Below are 16,593 nucleotides of genomic sequence, written 5' to 3'. Positions count from 1 at the left end.
GCGGCGCTCAGGGCAGCGGCTGCTCCGCCCAGATGATCTTGCCGTTGGGGGTGTAGCGGGTGCCCCAGCGGTCGGCGAGCTGCGCGACCAGGAACAGGCCCCGGCCGCCCTCGTCGGTGCTCGCCGCGTAACGCAGATGCGGTGAGGTCGTGCTGCCGTCGGAGACCTCGCAGATCAGAGCGCGGTCGCGCAGCAGCCGTACGCCGATCGGGCCGCGCCCGTAGCGGACGGCGTTGGTGACCAGCTCGCTCAGGATCAGCTCCGTCGCGAACGACAACTCGTCCAGGCTCCAGACGGCCAGCTGCCGGGTGACCGAGGACCGAACCTGCGAGACGGCCGCCGGATCGGACGGCACCTGCCACTCGGCGACCCGGCCGGCACCGAGTACGCGGGTCTTGGCCACGATCAGCGCGATGTCGTCGCTGGGCCGGTTCGGGAGGCGGTCGAGCACGGCCCGGCAGGTGTCCTCCGGCGAGGCGTCGGGTGCGCGGCGGAGGGCGTCGCACAGCAGGTCGAATCCGACGTCGATGTCCCGGTCCCGGTCCTCCACCAGGCCATCGGTGTAGAGCACCAGCCGGCTGCCCTCCGCCAGCTCCAGATCGGCCGTCTCGAACGGCAGTCCGCCGAGGCCCAGCGGGGGACCGGCGGGCACGTCCGGGAACTCCACCCTGCCGTCCGGATGCACGAGCGCGGGCGGCGGATGACCGGCCCGGGCCAGCGTGCAGTGCCGCGACACCGGGTCGTACACCGCGTACAGACAGGTCGCGCCGACGACCGCGGCGGCGCCGTCGGCCGGGGTCTCGTCCTGGTCGATCCGTCCCACCAACTCGTCCAGCAGACCGAGGAGTTCGTCGGGCGGCAGATCGAGCGCGGAGAAGTTGTGCACCGCGGTGCGGAGCCGGCCCATCGTCGCCGCCGCGTGCAGCCCGTGCCCCACGACGTCACCCACCACCAGGGCCACCCGGGCCCCGGACAGCGGCAGCACGTCGAACCAGTCGCCGCCCACCCCCGAGTGCGCCGGCAGATAACGGTAGGCGATCTCCAGGGCGCCCTGCTCGGGCACGCTGCGCGGCAGCAGGCTGCGCTGGAGGGTCACCGCCATGCTGTGCTCACGCGTGTAGCGGCGGGCGTTGTCGATGGACACGGCGGCCCGCGCGACCAGTTCCTCGGCGAGAGCCAGCTCCTCGGCGTCGAACGGCTGCGGCTTCTCCGAACGCCAGAAGTTGGCCAGACCGAGGACCAGGCTGCCGGCCCGCAGCGGCACGGTGATCAGCGAGTGGATGCCGTAGGCCACGACCTGTTCGGTGCGCTCCGCGTCCTGGGCGAGCCAGCCGGGGGCGGCGCGCAGCACCGGCTCGACGACGGACTGCCCGGTCGTCAGGCTCCGGGCCTGCGGCGAGGTCGCCACGAACCGGATGCGCTCGCCCACCGGGTACAGCGGGGCGTCCCCGCGGATGCCGCTGCAGGCCGCCCGGCGCAGTGCGGTCCCGGGCCTCGGCTCCTCCCCGTTCAGCACCGCGTCGAACAGGTCCACGGTGACGAAGTCCGCGAACCGGGGCACGGCCAGCTCGGCCAGTTCCCCCGCCGTGCGGGCCACGTCCAGGCTGGTGCCGATGCCCACCCCTGCGTCGTAGAGCATGTTCAGCCGCTCGCGGGCCACTTCCGCGCGGCCCGAGAGGGCGCGCAGCTCCGTGGAGTCGCGCAGCGTGGTGACGCTGCCGGGCGGTCCGCCGCGCAGGTCGGTGGGGCGCTGATTGATGGCCAGCAGCCGGTCCTTGACCAGATGCACCTCGTCCGTGGCGACCCGCCCGGAGGCGAGCAGCCCGGCCGTCTCGTCGTCCAGCCCCAGCTCCAGCACGTGCCGCTGCTCGGCGTCCTCCGGCAGGTCCAGCAGCCGCTGGGCCTCGTCGTTGGCGAGCAGCAGCCGGCCGTCGCCCCCGACGATGAGCACACCCTCCCGGACGGCGTGCAGCACCGCGTCGTGGTGCTCGTACATCCGCGTCATCTCGTACGGACCGAGGCCGTGCGTCTGCCGCAACAGCCGACGGCTCACCAGGGCCGTGCCCGCGGTGGCCAGCACGAGCGCCGCCGCGGCCGCCGCGAGCAGCAGGGGCAGCTGCTGGTCGGCGGTGCCGCCCACGTGCGCGGTGGTGATGCCCGCCGACACCAGGCCCACCACCTTGCCGCCGGCATCCTTCACGGGCACCACGACCTGCACCAGTTCGCCGATGGTCCCGTGGACCTCCTCGATCACCGTGCCCCCGGCCAGGGCCGGCCCGACGGTCCCGACGAACTTCTTGCCGATACGGTCCGGCTTGGGATGCGTGTAACGGATGCCGTCGGTGTCCATCACGACGATGAAGTCCACGCCGGACCCCTTGCGGGCGGCCTCGGCCTTCGGCTGCAGGATGGCCGTCGGATCCGGGGCGCGCAGCGCGGCCGCCGTGCCCGGCGCGTTGGCGAACGTCTCGGCGACGGCGAGGGAGCGGTTGCGGGCCTCCCGATTGCTGTCGTGCTGCACCTGGAGCACCTGCGCCACCACGGCCGACACGACCAGCAGCAGCACGATCACCACCTGAAGGAGGAACACCTGCCCGGCGACGCTGCGTCCGGTCACCGCCGAGCGAAGCACCCCCGGCCGGCCGCCGTTCGCGCCCGACCCCTCCCGCCGCGGGCCCTGCGGTGCGCGCGGGACCCCGAACGGACGGGGTGGCCGAGTCTCGGGCCGGCCGGGCAGTCGGACCATGAGCCCATGTCTACACTGCCAGGCCCCGTCAGGCGAGGCCATTGCCCGAGGTGACGGCCGTCGCACGCGCGGCGCCCGCGAGGTCATCGGCGGTGCGCGGTCCGGCGGGTGGCGAGGAGCAGCGCCACGTCGTCAGGACGGTCGGAGGCGTGCCGGGCGGCGGCGGTGAGCCGGTCGGCGACCCCGGCGAGGGACCGGCCGCCACGCCGTCCGGCGGCCGCGCCGGCCTTCGCCAGCGCGAGGCGCAGCGCGGTGATGCCCTCGTCGATGTCGGTGCCCGGCCGCTCCACCAGGCCGTCGGTGTACAGGGCGAGGATCGCGTCCGGCTCCAACCACAACTCGGCCACCGGGTACTGGGCGTGCGGATCCACTCCGAGGACCACACCGACCGGGACGTCCAGCACCCGGGTGCGCCCGTCGGCGCGCCGCAGCAGCAGCGGCGGATGCCCCGCCCGGGCGACCCTGGCCAGCCCGGTGGACGGGTCGAGACGCAGGTAGCAGCAGCTGGCGATCTGGCCGGGGTCGAGGTCGATGAGCAGGTGGTTCGTGCCGCTCATCACCTCGTCGGGCGGCCGGTCGCCGAGCGCGAAGGCGCGTACGGCGCTGCGCAGCTGGCCCATGGTGGCCGCCGCCTGCACCCCGTGCCCCTGCACATCCCCGATGACCAGCGCCAGCCCGTCCCCGGCCTCGACCACGTCGTACCAGTCCCCGCCGACGTCCATGCCCTCGGTGCCCGGGAGATAGACGCCCGCCGTCTCCACCTGCGGATGCGTCGACAGCCGGCGGGGCAACAGGGCCTGCTGCAGGCCCCGGGCGAGCGCGGCCTCGGTGTCGTAGCGCTGCGCCTTCTCCATCGCGTGCGCGATCAGCCCGGCGAGTGCGGTGAGGACCGTCTGCTCCTCCGTGCCGAAGCTGCGCGACCCGTCGAAGCCGAGGATGCAGGAGCCGACCGGACGGCCGGAGGCGATCAGCGGCAGGAAGGCGCGGGCGCCTTCCTCGGCGTCCAGGGGAATGCCCGGGTAGGTGGCCTCCAGCTGTTGCATGGACTCGAAGAACAGCGGACGGCCGGTGGTGAGGGTCTCCACGCCGGGCAGGTGCGCGTCGAGGCCCACACCGTCGAAGGGTGCGAGGAAGCCCTGTGGGAAGCCGGTCTCCCAGGCCAGGTACAGGTGCCGTTCCTGAAGCAGATAGATGGCCAGGCGGCGGCCCCCGAACGCGGGCAGCAGCTCCTGCATGACGACCGCCGAGACCTGCCGGGCGGTCACGGCGTCCGTCAGCGCGATCGCCAGGGCGATGGGCCGGTACAGCGTCGTCAGCGAGGGGCTGCCGGCCACCGTGTCCTCCGGCACATGCACACCGGCCGCCGGATCCATGGGCGCGTCCACACGGCTGGCCGGGACGAGTGTGCAGGTCAGGATGTCCGGACCGGGGTGGACCGAGAGGGCGAGCCAGTCGCCCTCACCGGATCCACCGCCGGGGTCCGGACCACGGACGTGGACATGTACCGGTTCATGGGACAGCAGCGCGCTGCGCAGATGGTCGTCGTACGGCGGCCCGGAAAGCCACGGCATCGCCTCCCACAGCGGACGGCCGAGCAGCCATGCCCGCTCCCGGCCCGCCAGGCCTGCCGCGGCCGGGTTGACGTAGACGATCAGCCCGAGCCGGTCCAGGCAGAACACGCCCTGCGGCAGCAGGTCGGCGGCGCCGTCCGCCGAGGCGGCCGGACCCGGGTCGAAGAGCGTCCCGGAGACCGCGCAGGCCTCGGCGGTCCCGGCCGCCGGGCTCAGGTCCAGCATCCGTGGGGTGCCCTCTCCCGAGCGGAGGTTCAACGGCGCGGCCGGCGGCTGCCCGGCGGCGGTCTCGTACAGCGCGGCCAGGATGCGGGGGGCGTCGGCGGGGGCCACGGCCTCCGCGAGCGCCGGGCCGGTGGCCGCGAACTCGCCCGGGTCCAGACCGAGCAGTGTGTACAGCCCGCCGTCCGCCCGTACCGTCGAGTCGCCCGGATGCCAGGTGAACCGCCCCACGCGGGCCTCCGTGGGCCGGGCGGTGGGCGGCCGTGCGCACAATGGCTCCCCGTCCCAGGCGATCGCCGCGTCGTCCCCGTCGGCGAGTGCGAGCAGCTCGGCACCCAGCCCTTCGGCGAGCCGGGCGAGCGGTTCCCGGTCCAGCAGCTCGTCCACGGTCTCCGGTGCCGTCGGGCGCAGCACGGCGAGCACCCCCAGGGGCTCGGTGCCGCCGGGCACGGGTATGTACACCGACCCGAACGGGAAGGGCAGACCCGCCGCGAACTGCGGATACCGGCGCACCGTCTCCGTGGCGTTCGGCAGCACCACCTGGACGCCGAGCCGGTAGGCGTCGGCCACCGGGAAGGGCCGGCCGACGTGCAACCGCCACCAGGGCCGGAACAGCGGGCCGGGCAGCCCCACGAGCACCGCGAGGCGCAGCAGCCCCGGGGTGCTGGAGCGCAGGTACACCCCCGCCACGCGCCCCCCGGCCGCGCCGAGGGCGCCGGTCGAGGCGTCGACCAGCAGCGCAGCCAGCCGGGTCCGCGTCAAGACCGCCTGTTCCCCGCTCCCAGCCATGGGCCCATCCTCGTCCCGATCCGCCGGGTGGATGACACAAGAATGCGCCACCTCGACGGCGAAAGGCACCCGGGCGGCACAAGACGGCGGTGCGAGGCCGAGGCGACAGGGTCCGGGATCCGCCCCGTACGCCCGGTTGCCGGGGCCAACGCACTCACCGCCGCTCGCGGCCCTGCCGCCCGCCGCGCCGCCCACCGCGGGGCTGCCCCGGACCGGCCGGCCCGCCACCGGCCCGGCCGCCCTCACCGGCCCCGCGCTCGCGCTGACCAGGCGGCGCGCCGCCTCACACCTCTGTCGCACCCGGGTGGCGGAACCCCGTACGCGCTCCTAGTAATGGACTACCAGACATGGACTACGTGACTCCGTGCCCTGCGCGCGGGGGCGCCGGTGTGGCCCCACCCTTCCTCTGGAGCCCAGATGACCACCTCTTCGTCCCCCCGACCCGACGACTCCTGCGTCATATCCGCCGCACCGCCCGCCCCAGGAGTGGCCACCCCGTCCCCCGGCCCCGGATCCCGGCCCGAACCGCCCCCGCAGGAGAGTCCCGAGGCTGCCCCGCACGACGAGGAGCGGTACGACGACCTGCTGCACGGTCTGGTCCACACGGCCGTGGCCGACCGCCCGCTGGAGGACGTCGTCCGGCTCGTCGGCCTGCTGGAAAGCACGCCCGACCACGCCCGGACCAGGACCGACGCGCTGCGCGCGGCCGGCGTCGACCGGTCCGTCGAGGACGTCGCCCTTCTGGTCACCCTCCTCACCGAGGCGTCCCGGGACGCCGACCGCGCCGACGACGTGATCCGCGCCGCCGCCGAGTGCCGTCCGCTGGAGGACGTCACCCGGCTGATGGAACTGCTGCACCGCACTCCGGCGGGGCCCCACTGCGGGCGTGCGGCGGTCGAGGCGCTGGCCGTCGGCCGCTCCGTCGAGGAACTCGCCGAGCTGATCGCCCGCCTCGCCGCCGACCGGACCGCGGCCGAGACGGCGCCGCCCGAACCGATGATCCCGGAGCCGGCCGACGCGCCGCCCGCGCGCGCCGTCCCGGAGCCCGCCGCCGTACGGCCCGAGCCTGCCGTTCCGGCATCGGACGAGGCTCGCCCGCGGCCCGTGCAGACCGGTGACCGTGCCCCGGACGGGGGGTCGCCCAAGGCGCCGCGATGGCTCGCCCGCGTCTCCGCCCTGCTGGTGTTCCTCTGCGGTGTGGCCTACGCGCCGCGCTACTGGACCACCCTGTCGCCGCCGGTCCTGCAGACGACTCTGCTCGTCTCGGCGCTCTGCGTCCTGCTGGCCCTCGCCCTGCCGGAGCGGGCCCTACCCGCACGTCTGGCGGCTGCCGCCGTGACACTGGTGGTCACGGCGGTGCTCGCCGCGGCGCAGGTGATCGCCGGCCGCTTCGGTCTGCCGGACCCGGCGGGGCTCCAGGCCGCGACACTGGCCCCGCCGTGGCTCGCCGGTACGGCGGCAGCGGCGGCCGCTCTGGCGGCCCTCGCGGTGCTGCTCGCCACCCTCGGGGCGGTGCTCGCCCGCATCGCCGACGGGCGTTGAGTCAGAGCGCCGTGGCCGCTGCGACCGGTCGCAGCACCGGACGGCCGACCGTGCGGGCGGCCGTGATGGCGAACGGGAAGGTGGCCGCCTCCAGCCACATGGACACATCCTCGGGGTGGCCCCCTCCCGGCCGAGCCGCACGCCCTCGGTGAGCCGGGCGGCGGCGTCGGAGTTCCGGGCCCGCGATCCGGGTGTCGTACGCCGGCTCGGACGGCCGGTGTTCCTGTCCCGGCTTCTCGTGCGGGGGCTTCTTGCCGGGCCGCCCGGGCGGCTGTTCGGCGGCCTCCTTCGAGCGCTCGGGCCGCGCGGGGTCCGAGGCGTGCGGCGGGGTGGAGCCGGATACGGTCCGGGATCGGCGGTGGCCGAGCCTGCGCGGGCCGCGATGTGCTGGGCGCAGGCCAGGTCCTCCTCGGCCCGCCCGCCGTCCCCGCTGACGACGAAGGTCACCGTGTCCGGCCGGGCACGGCGAAGCACCTCGGCGACCGCACCGGCCACCACGAAGCTCGCGCACAGCAGCAGCCGCACGCCCGCCACCGACAGCGCCCCGGCCGTCCCGGCGATGGACGTCTGTACGACCGTACGGCCCCGCACGTCGAGCGAGCGCAGCCGGGCCGGTGAGTCGGCAGGTCACCCCGGCACCGGCGGACGGTCCTGAAACGCCGGCCATTCCGGGTGGCCGGCCTTCAGCTCCAGGGCCTCCTCCTGCGTACCGGCGAAGACGGTCCGCGCCGCGCTGCGCCGGAACGCCCAGGAGGCCACGGCGAACGCGCGCATCCCGTCGACGACGACGGCGACATCCCGGGCCGCCGGCCGCTCGGGGATCCCGGTGAAGGCGGACCGCGTCACTCCCTGGTGACGTGCCCGGGGCTTGCCCGGGGCCGGTTTCAGGACTCCGTGGGCCCGGGCGGCAGCTCGCGGCCGGCCCGCAGGCTGCGCAGCGCGACGAGCAGGACCGCGATGTCGTCCAGGTAGACCGGGTCGGGCAGCAGATCGGTGGGCAGCACCAGATACAGCACCGCGCCCCAGAACACCCAGCGCGGGCCCGTGGGCAGCCCGGCCCGCTGCAGCGTGCGCCGGGCGCGCACCAGCCGGACCAGCAGGCCGACGGCGACGGCGAGCAGCAGCACCGCGACGACGGCGGCGATCACCAGCAGGGTCGCGGTGGAATCCATGCGGCCTCCTGTCTCCCGGGGCTCATGCCGGATCGGTGGTGTCCGTGGCGCCGCCGTCGGACGTGCCGTCCGCGGAGGACACCGGGCGCGAACCCTTCGTGCTGAACTTCAGCCGTTCGAAGGTCCGTGTCAACTGCTGCAGCGGAGAAGGCGTCCGGGTGCCGAACAGCTCCGGCCGACGGGGCAGGGCGGCGGCCGCGGGTGTGTCACGGTAGGCGGCCAGGGCCCGGTGGGCCTCCTCGGCGGCCTCCCGGTACAGGTCCCGGGACTTCGTCATGGCCTCCAGCGCCTCGGTGAACATGGCGACCCGGTGCCGTTCGCGCTCCAGCTCCTCCTGGAGGGTCAGCAGGGTCCAGTTCTCGCGCAGGTCCGTCAGCGCCTCCCCGGCGCCGTGCGGCAGGGGCCGGGGCAGGGCCGCGAAGTGCCGCAGGGCCGCGACGAGTTCGGCCGGCTCGGAGCCGTCGAGGAAGACGCTGCGCACGCTGTGCTCCCGGGCGTCGAAGCCGTCCGGTGCCGGGTCCGGGGGCAGCAGCACGGCGCCGCCGCGCGGCACCTCCACTCCGAGTGCCTTCAGCGCCCAGTTGACGGCGCGCAGCTGCTGCGGCGCGGCCCGGTGCTCGACCACGCGGTGCCGCAGCCCCGCCGGGAGCAGCCGGGCCAGCGGCAGCCGGCCGTGCTCGTCCGGGGTCATCGCCTCGTGCACGACCAGGTTGACGCACCAGGCCTGCCGGGCCGCGTCCCGCAGCCGGCGCCGCATCTCCTTGTCGTCCTCGGGCAGCGCGTTCACCTGCCGCAAGCGCAGGCCCGCGACGGTGGGGTGGTGGTCCCAGGCGCCGTCGGCGCCGTCGGCCGGTCCGGCCTCGGGCCAGAACAGCGTCGCGGGGGAGGGCCAGGCCTCGTCCCACGGGCGTTCCGCCTCCGCGACGAGCGTCCACTCCCGTTCCTGCGGCCGGGTCCGGTGCGGTACGAGGGTGAGCCGGGCCCGGACGGTCACCGTGCCGCCGGCCCGCCAGCGCGCCTCGAAGACCTGCTCGGTGGAGTCGTCGGCCACGGGCGGCTCGGCGAAGTCGTCGATGTCCCCGCTCTCCCGGTGGCGGCGCAGGGTGCGACGGACGACGTCCTCGGCTGCGGGACCGGAGTGGCGGCCACGGGCCGCCCAGAGGGTCTGCGGGATGGTGGCGTGGTCGGTGGCGGAGTTCGACATGAGCCAATCTGCTGATGGGGGCGGGTGCGCCCTCCAGTATCCCCACTCTGTGACGGTTCATGTCGGCCGGGGCCCCGGGCGGCGTGGCGCGGCGGCCTCACGCCCCGCGCACGGGAGGCGCGCCACGCACCCGGGGCGCGCGCCGTGCGCATCGGGCGACCGTGGTTCACACGTCCCCGTGCTGTCGCGCGGTGCTCAGAATGGTCCCTCGAACGGGGCCCGCCCGCCCATCCGCTCAGGGGCAGGCCCCGTTCGCCGTCACCGGCCGACCGGCCCCTCCTGCGTACGCCGGGCACGCCCACTCGATATATATCGGCAGCCGATATATTCTGCTTCCATGGCATCGAGGAACATGACCAGAGCGGCGTTCTTCGTCCTCACGGCACTCGCCGATCAGCCGCGGCACGGCTACGGCATCCTGCGCGAGGTCGAGGAACTGTCCGACGGGGAGGTGCAGTTGAGGGTCGGCACCCTGTACGGCGTGCTGGACCGGCTCACTGCCGACGGACTGATCGTGCTGGACCGGGAAGAGGTGCAGCAGGGCCGGCTGCGCCGCTACTACCGGCTCACCGACGAGGGCGTGGCGGCCCTCGACGCCGAGGCGGAGCGGATGGCCGCCGGCGCCGGTGCCGCCAAGCGGCGGATCGCCGAGGGCCGCCGTGCCGCCGCCCCGGCCGACACCGCCCCCGAACCCCCCACGGCACCCGGACTCGCGGGAGGCTTCGCATGACCACGCCGCTGGAATCCCGCTACCGCGCCGTTCTGCGCCTGCTTCCCGTCTATTACCGGCGCGAACGGGAGGAGGAGATGGTCGAGACGTACCTGTGGGACGTGGACCGCGACACGCAGGACCAGAGCCGCCCCACCCTCGGCGAGGTCGCGAGCATCGCCGCCCTCGCCGTGCGCAGCCGGCTGGGAGCGCCCGGGGCGCCGCGCCGCTACGTCCTCCTCGGCTCGGCCGTCCGGCTCTTCGCGCTGTTCGCCGTGCTGATCCAGGCGGCCGCCGCGGTCGTCGACCTGGTCCTCGAACTGACCTGGGCGGCCGGCCGGGGCGGCGCGGAGCGGCACATGTTCCTGTCGCAGTTCACCGACCAGGGACTGCTCACCGCAGTGGTCACCGCGGCCCAGTGGATCCTTCCGCTCCTGTGGACGGTGGCCTACTTCGCCCTTCTGCACGACCGTCGCCGCCTCGCCCGGGCGGCCGCCCTGCTCGCCGCCGTGCCCACGCTCTGGCCGCTGCTCGGCCCGCTGACGGGCGCGACGGTCCCTTCGGACCCGGCGTTCGCCACCGCCTTCGGGCTCCTCGCCTGGCTGCCGGCCCTCGCGCTCTGTGCCGCCCATCACCGGGACGCGCCCCCGGCACGGCTGCCCGCCGGTTCTCCCGGGCTGGTCCTCATGACCGGCTGCGTGGTGATGGGCGCGTCCGTCGTGGTGCTGCCCGCCGTCCCCGACCTGGCCTGGGCGCCCGCGAGCTGCTTCGTCGTGGGCGCGCTCGGCTGGCTCCTGTGGCAGGCCCGGGGCGGTGACGGCACGACGCCCGGCGGGGCGCTGGCCCTGGCCGCCCTCGGCCTGCTGATCCTGGCGGCGCGGGTCGCGGCTCTCTACCCCTGGCTGCACCTGCCCGTGCCCGCCGAATACCTCGGCGGCGGTCTCGTGCAGACGGCCGCACTGGCCCTGCTGACCGTGGCGCTGGCCGTGGTCGGCCGCCGGGACCTCGTGGCGGCCGAGCCGGGCCTGTCGTGATCGGCCCGCCCCGGCTCAGTGCGGGAACGCCCGGGGCGGCCGCTGACGGGGCAGCTCGTCACGGAACCCGGCGATCACCGAGCTGATCTGCCGCATCAGGACCGTGCCCTCCAGCCGGTCGAGGTAGAGGTTGGCGCGGGCCAGCGCGGGCAGGTCCACACAGAAGTAGAGGGCCATCAGCGGATTGACGAACAGCTCGCTGTTCCGGGTGCGTTCGGTGAACCGCACGTCGCCGAAGTCCCCGCGCACGGCCGCGGCGACGGATCCGTGGACGATGCTGGGATGGCTCTCGTGGCACCGCTGGGCGTGGGCCACCGCGTCGAGGTAGAGGGCGCCCTCCTGGCTGTCGCGCGGAAGCGAGAACGCGCCGAGGTAGGCGCCTTCGCGGTCCAGCGCGGCGAGGTTCTCCAGGAACAGGGAGTGGTTGACACCGTGATGGGCGTCCACCCCGAAGCCGAGGCAGGCCACCAGCCGGTGCGGGACCTCGTCGAGACCGGCGACGGCGGCCAGGCTCGCCATGTCCTCCTCCGGAGTGCCGAGCCCGTGCTCGTCCCCGCGCATCAGGATGTCGGTCCCGCCGTCCACCAGGACGACGGCGTCCACGCCGCCCAGATGCCCGAGGAGCGCACGGTAGGCGGCCCGCAGCGGTTCGACACCCGTACGGGGAAAGGAGTACACGGTGTCGGGCAGCCCCTGCGCCGCCAGCCACCGGGCCAGCGCGCGCTCGGGGAAGTAGTCGCCGCGCAGCGGGGTGTCCGGGCGGACGGCGGCGACGTCCTCCTCGATCCAGGAGTCCAGGTCCAGGCCGTACAGGTCCGCGAAGGACAGATTGGCGAGATGAACCTCCACGCCGGCGGACCGCAACGCGAACGCCAGGGGCAGACCCGCGTAGACGTCGAAGCCGCCGCCCGCACCGGCGACGAGCACCCGACGCGCCTCGCGCAGGCGGGTGAAGAGTACGGGCTCACGGAGGGAGAACATCGCAGGCCCCTGACAGGGCCCTTCCGCAGAGCCGTTCACCCGGGCCGGGCACGGCGAAGGGGGGGTCTGCGCCGAGGCGCCGACCCCCTCACGGACCGCTGGAGCAGGAGGCTCAGGCCCCGCTCTCCCGCAGCATGTCCTCACGCTCGACGAGCTTCACGCGCTCGCGGCCCTGCGGCTCGCCCAGCGCCCGCTCGGCGGCGTCCAGCTTGTACCAGCCCTCCCAGGTGGTGAAGCGGATGTCGCGCTCGGCGAGGAAGGAGTCCACCGCCTCCGGGGCGGGCGAGTCCGGGGTGTGCAGACGACCGTTCGCGAAGTCGTCCAGCAGGTTGGCCACGGTCTCGTTGGCGTCGCCCTTGGTGTGACCGATCAGACCGACCGGGCCGCGCCGGATCCAGCCGGTGACGTACATCGACCGGAGGTGGTTGCCGCTCTCCTCGATGACCCGGCCGCCCTGGTCCGGGACCGTGCCGGACTCGATGTCCCACGGCAGCTTGGGCAGCCTGTCGGAGAGGTAGCCGACGGCCCGGTAGACCGCGGTGACGTCCCAGTCCTTGAACTCGCCGGTGCCCTTGACGTTGCCGGTGCCGTCGAGGACGGTGCGCTCGGTGCGCAGTCCGACGACCTCGCCGTCCTCGCCGAGGATCTCCGTGGGCGACTCGAAGAAGTGGAGGAACAGCTTGTGCGGCCGGTCGCCGACGTCCCGGATCGCCCAGTTCTCCAGGGTCTTGGCGACCATGTCGGCCTGCTTGTTGCCGCGCCGGGTCTCGATCGAGCCCTCGTCGTAGTCGATGTCCTCGGGGTCGACGATGACCTCGATGTTGGGGGAGTGGTCCAGCTCGCGCAGCTCCATCGGGCTGAACTTGGCCTGTGCCGGGCCGCGGCGGCCGAAGACGTGGATCTCCTTGGCCCTGTTCGCCTTCAGGCCGTCGTGGACGTTCGGCGGTATCTCGGTCGGCAGCAGCTCGTCCGCCGTCTTGGCGAGGATCCGGGCCACGTCGAGCGCCACGTTGCCGACGCCGAGCACGGCGACCTTCTCGGCCTCGAGCGGCCAGGTGCGCGGTACGTCCGGGTGACCGTCGTACCAGGAGACGAAGTCGGCGGCGCCGTAGGAACCGTCCAGGTCGATGCCGGCGACGGGCAGCTCCCGGTCGGCCGTCGCGCCGGTGGAGAAGATCACCGCGTCGTAGAAGGCGCGCAGGTCGTCCAGGCTGATGTCGGTCGGGTAGTCGACGTTGCCGAACAGACGGATCTGGGGCTTGTCGAGCACCTGGTGCAGCGCCGTGATGATGCCCTTGATGCGCGGGTGGTCGGGCGCCACGCCGTACCGGATCAGGCCGAACGGGGCGGGCATCCGCTCGAAGAGGTCGATGGACACGCCGGGCTCGGCGGCCACCTCGGACTTCAGCAGGGCGTCGGCGGCGTAGATCCCGGCGGGGCCGGCTCCGACGATGGCTACCCGCAGGGGGCGCGGCATGATCAGTTCCCTTCGAGCGTCAACAGGAGACTCGATCGGGAAGCCTAGACTAAGGCAGACCTAAGTTAGTACGGGGGTCCGGTCTATGACGTCATAAGCTGATCTTATGACTTCCCCAGGGGTCTCTTATGGTGACTCGATGTGGGACCAGCGCCCCGCTCTCTTCCCCTTCGGTCGTGGCATGGCCGACCCTGTCCTCGGTGCACCGACGGACCGGGACCGGCAGCGAGGGGTGAGGGCGGGTGGGCGGACGCGGCGAGACGACCGTCGTGGTGACCGGCGGCAGCGGCTTCGTCGGCAGCCATCTTGTACGGCGGCTGCTGGAGCGGGGCTATCGGGTGCGCGCCACCGTGCGCAGCACCGCGAACGCGGCGAAGGTACGGCCCCTGTGGGAGATGCAGGAGGCGTTCCCCGGCCGACTGGCGCTGTTCGAGGCCGACTTGCTGGCGGAGGGCTCGTTCGACGAGGCGTTCCTCGGCTGCCCGGTCGTCTTCCATGTGGCCTCGCCGTTCCTCATGCCCGAGCGGATCAGGGACGCCGGACGGGACGTGGTGGACCCCGCGCTGCTCGGCACCCGCAACGTGCTGGCGAGCATCGAGCGGACCCCGGAGGTCCGGACCCTGGTGTTCACCTCCACCGTGGGCGCGGTCTTCGGCGACTACGCGGACGTCCTGCACATGGACGGCCAGGTGCTGTCCGAGCGGTACTTCAACACCACCAGCACGGTGGAGAACAACCCCTACCACTACGCCAAGACCGTCGCGGAACGCGCCGCCCGGGACGCCGGAGCGGCACAGGACCGCTGGCGCATGGTGTCCGTCAACCCCGGCCTGATCCTGGGCCCCTCCCTCACCCCCGCGTCCGAGTCCGGCAGTCTGTTCCTGCTCGACGAGCTGTTCCAGGGCTACTTCTGCTACGGCGCTCCCGACTTCAGCTTCACCACGGCCGACGTGCGGGACGTGGCCGACGCGCACATAGCCGCCGCCGAGAACCCCCGCGCCGAGGGCCGCTACATCGTGGCGGCCGACGCCATGACATCGTTCCACCAGATGTCACGCATCATCCGCACCCGCCACCCCTACGACCCGCGCCTGCCACGCACCGCCCTCCCGCACTGGCCCGTGCGCATCCTGGGGCCCTCCTTCGGACTCACCCAGGACTACATCCGCAAGCACCTCGGCGTCCGCTTCCGTGTCGACAACAGCCGAAGCATCCACGAGCTGGGTCTCACCTACCGGCCGGTGGAGGAGACCCTGCTGGACCACTACGAAAGCTGGCGCGCACGACGGCGGCACCGGGGCTGACGCCTGCGACGCGTCGGCGGTGTCACGCCGGACGGATCACCCGGTGGATCGCCGACTCCCCGGCACCGTAGATCGACTCCTCGCGTATGTACGACCCCGGGCCCGGCGCATGGACCATCATGCCGTCCCCGATGTGCAGGCCCACGTGCCGGTCGTCGCCGAAGAAGAGGACCAGGTCACCGGGTTCGAGGCCGGCGAGCGTGACCGGGCTCCCGGCGAGTGCCTGCTGGTGCGCGGCACGCGGCAGCGTGACCCCGGCCGCCTTCCACGCCGCCTGGGTGAGGCTGGAGCAGTCGTACGAGTCCGGCCCGGTCGCACCCCACACGCACGGCTTCCCGATCTGCGCCCGAGCGAAGGCGATGGCCTTGCCGGCGCGCACGGCGCGGGGGGACCGGGGCGTGGGGCTGGGCGGAGGGAGGGGGAGCGAGCCGGTGTCGGTGAGTGGGTTGGTGAGGGGTTGTGCGTAGGAGCCGGTGTCGGTGAGTGGGTTGGTGAGGGGTTGTGCGTAGGAGCCGGTGTCGGTGAGTGGGTCGCTGAAGGGTTGTACGAAGGAGCCGGTGTCGGTCGTGAGGGGGGCGGCGGAGATGGGGGTGGCCGCGTTCGGGGCCGCCATCACCTCGGACGTCGTCCACTGCGGCTGCTGCCACTGCCCGGTGCCCGTATGAGCCGACGGCTGCTCAGGGCCCAGCTGCCCCGTACCGGTGTCCCAGGCACGTTGTGCGTACGGGGCCGGCGCGGCGAACCGGGCGGTGTACCGGGACAGCAGGTCCTGGGCCGTGCCGAGCTTGCGCCGGTTGTTCGACTTGGAGTCCGCGGGGGAGGGGTGCCGCGGCGCGGCGGCGGAGAACGGCAGCTCCCTGGGCTGCTGCACCGGAGCGGCCTGCACGGCCGGCAGCGCGGCGGCAGGCAGGACGGCCGTCTCCGCCGGGCCGAGGCCGGCCGGTTCCGGCAGACCGAGACCGAGACCGCGGCCGAGGGAATCCGCTGCTCCGGCGCCCCCCGTTCGAGGCGCATCCCCGGCGAGCAGCTCGGTCGTCCCGCGGCCCGAGATCTCGGGCAGGCCTCGGCTCGGCGTATCCGCCGTACCCCATGCGGTCGGCTCGGATGAGCCCGTACCGGGCAACTCCAGTGGCCGGCCCGGCAGTTCAGCGGGCCGGGCGGCGGGCAGTCCCGCGCCTCCCGCCTCCAGGGCGGGTCTCGGGCGACCGCCCGGGTCCGCCGAAGGTCCGGCCGTCAGTTCGGCCACCGCGCGCTGGGCGGAGCGGCCCGCCGGCCCGGGTGCCAATTCGGGCAGTCCGGCATCCATGGGCTGCCGGGCACCGCCGTCCGCCCGGTCCAGGGAGCGGGCCGGCGCCGGGCGGACGGGCTGCCGGTCGGCGGGGAGCACGGCGGGCACCGTCGGCCCGAGCTGGGCGCGCGCCCCGTCGAACCACTGCCGGGCCACCGCGTCCAGAGCGGGATCGGAGCCCCGGCCGGACCTCTTGGCCAGCGGGACACCCCTCGTACGTGTCGCCACCGACATGGCCCGCGTCGCGTTGTAGTTTCCCGTCGCGTTCTCGGCCTGCTCGTAGAGGGAGTCGATCCGCTGCCGTACCTCGTCGCGGCTCTCCGGCGCCATGGAAGACGTGCTCCTTCCTTGCCCCACAGGGCAGTTGGCCCCACAGGGCGGTTGAGCCGATCCCGGAGCCGGTCGAGCCCCGGTGCCCAGGACGCCACGGCGGATTCGCAGGGGACGGCCGGGCGGCCAGGCGTCAACCTAGCCAACTTGTGTCCCTCATGTGAAGGTTGAAGGGCGGAATGTCCGATACATATTTGTGATGTTCGCCGTGGCGTTCGAGTGGG

At 73.9% G+C, this 16,593-nt stretch carries 12 protein-coding genes and 1 pseudogene; 4 read left to right on the top strand and 9 right to left on the bottom strand.

Annotated elements, in window-relative coordinates:
* Positions 1-7: 7 nt before the first annotated feature.
* The gene (locus ACIRU3_RS33715) at positions 8-2,746 is read right to left on the bottom strand and encodes a SpoIIE family protein phosphatase (RefSeq protein WP_404064549.1); all 2,739 of its coding nucleotides are present in this window, start codon (positions 2,744-2,746) and stop codon (positions 8-10) included.
* 83 nt (positions 2,747-2,829) lie between these two features.
* On the bottom strand, positions 2,830-5,328 hold the full coding sequence (locus ACIRU3_RS33710; protein WP_404064546.1) for a SpoIIE family protein phosphatase: 2,499 nt from the start codon (positions 5,326-5,328) through the stop codon (positions 2,830-2,832).
* Between the two features lie 417 nt (positions 5,329-5,745).
* Here ACIRU3_RS33710 and ACIRU3_RS33705 point away from each other — a divergent pair, with 417 nt between their 5' ends.
* Complete coding sequence (locus ACIRU3_RS33705; protein ID WP_404064543.1) at positions 5,746-6,870, top strand: hypothetical protein; 1,125 nt, start codon at positions 5,746-5,748, stop codon at positions 6,868-6,870.
* Positions 6,871-7,302: 432 nt separating this feature from the next.
* Here ACIRU3_RS33705 and ACIRU3_RS33700 read toward each other — a convergent pair.
* The 4 genes and pseudogenes from ACIRU3_RS33700 to ACIRU3_RS33685 form a co-directional block, all read right to left on the bottom strand.
* Positions 7,303-7,461, bottom strand: a pseudogene (locus tag ACIRU3_RS33700) (2-phosphosulfolactate phosphatase); the annotation flags it as partial.
* A gap of 36 nt (positions 7,462-7,497) precedes the next feature.
* On the bottom strand, positions 7,498-7,716 hold the full coding sequence (locus tag ACIRU3_RS33695) for a hypothetical protein (protein ID WP_404064540.1): 219 nt from the start codon (positions 7,714-7,716) through the stop codon (positions 7,498-7,500).
* Positions 7,717-7,754: 38 nt separating this feature from the next.
* Positions 7,755-8,042 (bottom strand): YkvA family protein, encoded by a 288-nt coding sequence (locus ACIRU3_RS33690; RefSeq protein ID WP_404064537.1) that lies wholly within the window; start codon positions 8,040-8,042, stop codon positions 7,755-7,757.
* 22 nt (positions 8,043-8,064) lie between these two features.
* On the bottom strand, positions 8,065-9,246 hold the full coding sequence (locus tag ACIRU3_RS33685) for a hypothetical protein (protein WP_404064534.1): 1,182 nt from the start codon (positions 9,244-9,246) through the stop codon (positions 8,065-8,067).
* A 352-nt stretch (positions 9,247-9,598) separates the two neighbouring features.
* Between ACIRU3_RS33685 and ACIRU3_RS33680 the strand changes: the two genes are divergently transcribed.
* Positions 9,599-9,976: a PadR family transcriptional regulator gene (locus ACIRU3_RS33680; protein ID WP_404064715.1), complete on the top strand. Its 378-nt coding sequence runs from the start codon at positions 9,599-9,601 to the stop codon at positions 9,974-9,976.
* The gene (locus ACIRU3_RS33675) at positions 9,973-10,989 is read left to right on the top strand and encodes a hypothetical protein (RefSeq protein ID WP_404064532.1); all 1,017 of its coding nucleotides are present in this window, start codon (positions 9,973-9,975) and stop codon (positions 10,987-10,989) included. Before ACIRU3_RS33680 ends, ACIRU3_RS33675 begins: the two co-directional genes overlap by 4 nt.
* 15 nt (positions 10,990-11,004) lie before the next feature.
* On the opposite strand, the gene ACIRU3_RS33670 is transcribed toward ACIRU3_RS33675, so the two are convergent.
* Positions 11,005-11,970, bottom strand: a complete 966-nt coding sequence (locus ACIRU3_RS33670) for a DUF1152 domain-containing protein (protein WP_404064529.1) — start codon at positions 11,968-11,970, stop codon at positions 11,005-11,007.
* A 112-nt stretch (positions 11,971-12,082) separates the two neighbouring features.
* A complete protein-coding gene (locus ACIRU3_RS33665) occupies positions 12,083-13,447 on the bottom strand; it encodes an FAD-dependent oxidoreductase (protein ID WP_404064526.1) in 1,365 nt (454 codons plus the stop codon).
* A 242-nt stretch (positions 13,448-13,689) separates the two neighbouring features.
* On the opposite strand from ACIRU3_RS33665, the gene ACIRU3_RS33660 reads away from it, so the two are divergent.
* The gene (locus ACIRU3_RS33660; protein WP_404064523.1) at positions 13,690-14,751 is read left to right on the top strand and encodes an NAD-dependent epimerase/dehydratase family protein; all 1,062 of its coding nucleotides are present in this window, start codon (positions 13,690-13,692) and stop codon (positions 14,749-14,751) included.
* 22 nt (positions 14,752-14,773) lie between these two features.
* On the opposite strand, the gene ACIRU3_RS33655 is transcribed toward ACIRU3_RS33660, so the two are convergent.
* On the bottom strand, positions 14,774-16,369 hold the full coding sequence (locus ACIRU3_RS33655) for an NlpC/P60 family protein (RefSeq protein WP_404064520.1): 1,596 nt from the start codon (positions 16,367-16,369) through the stop codon (positions 14,774-14,776).
* Positions 16,370-16,593 lie beyond the last annotated feature (224 nt).

Origin of the sequence: Streptomyces sp. NPDC101151, from assembly GCF_044768335.1 — a bacterium.
Taxonomy (GTDB): domain Bacteria; phylum Actinomycetota; class Actinomycetes; order Streptomycetales; family Streptomycetaceae; genus Streptomyces.
The sequence above is the reverse complement of the archived record's forward strand: the minus strand, read 5'-3'. Positions and strand labels throughout refer to the sequence as shown.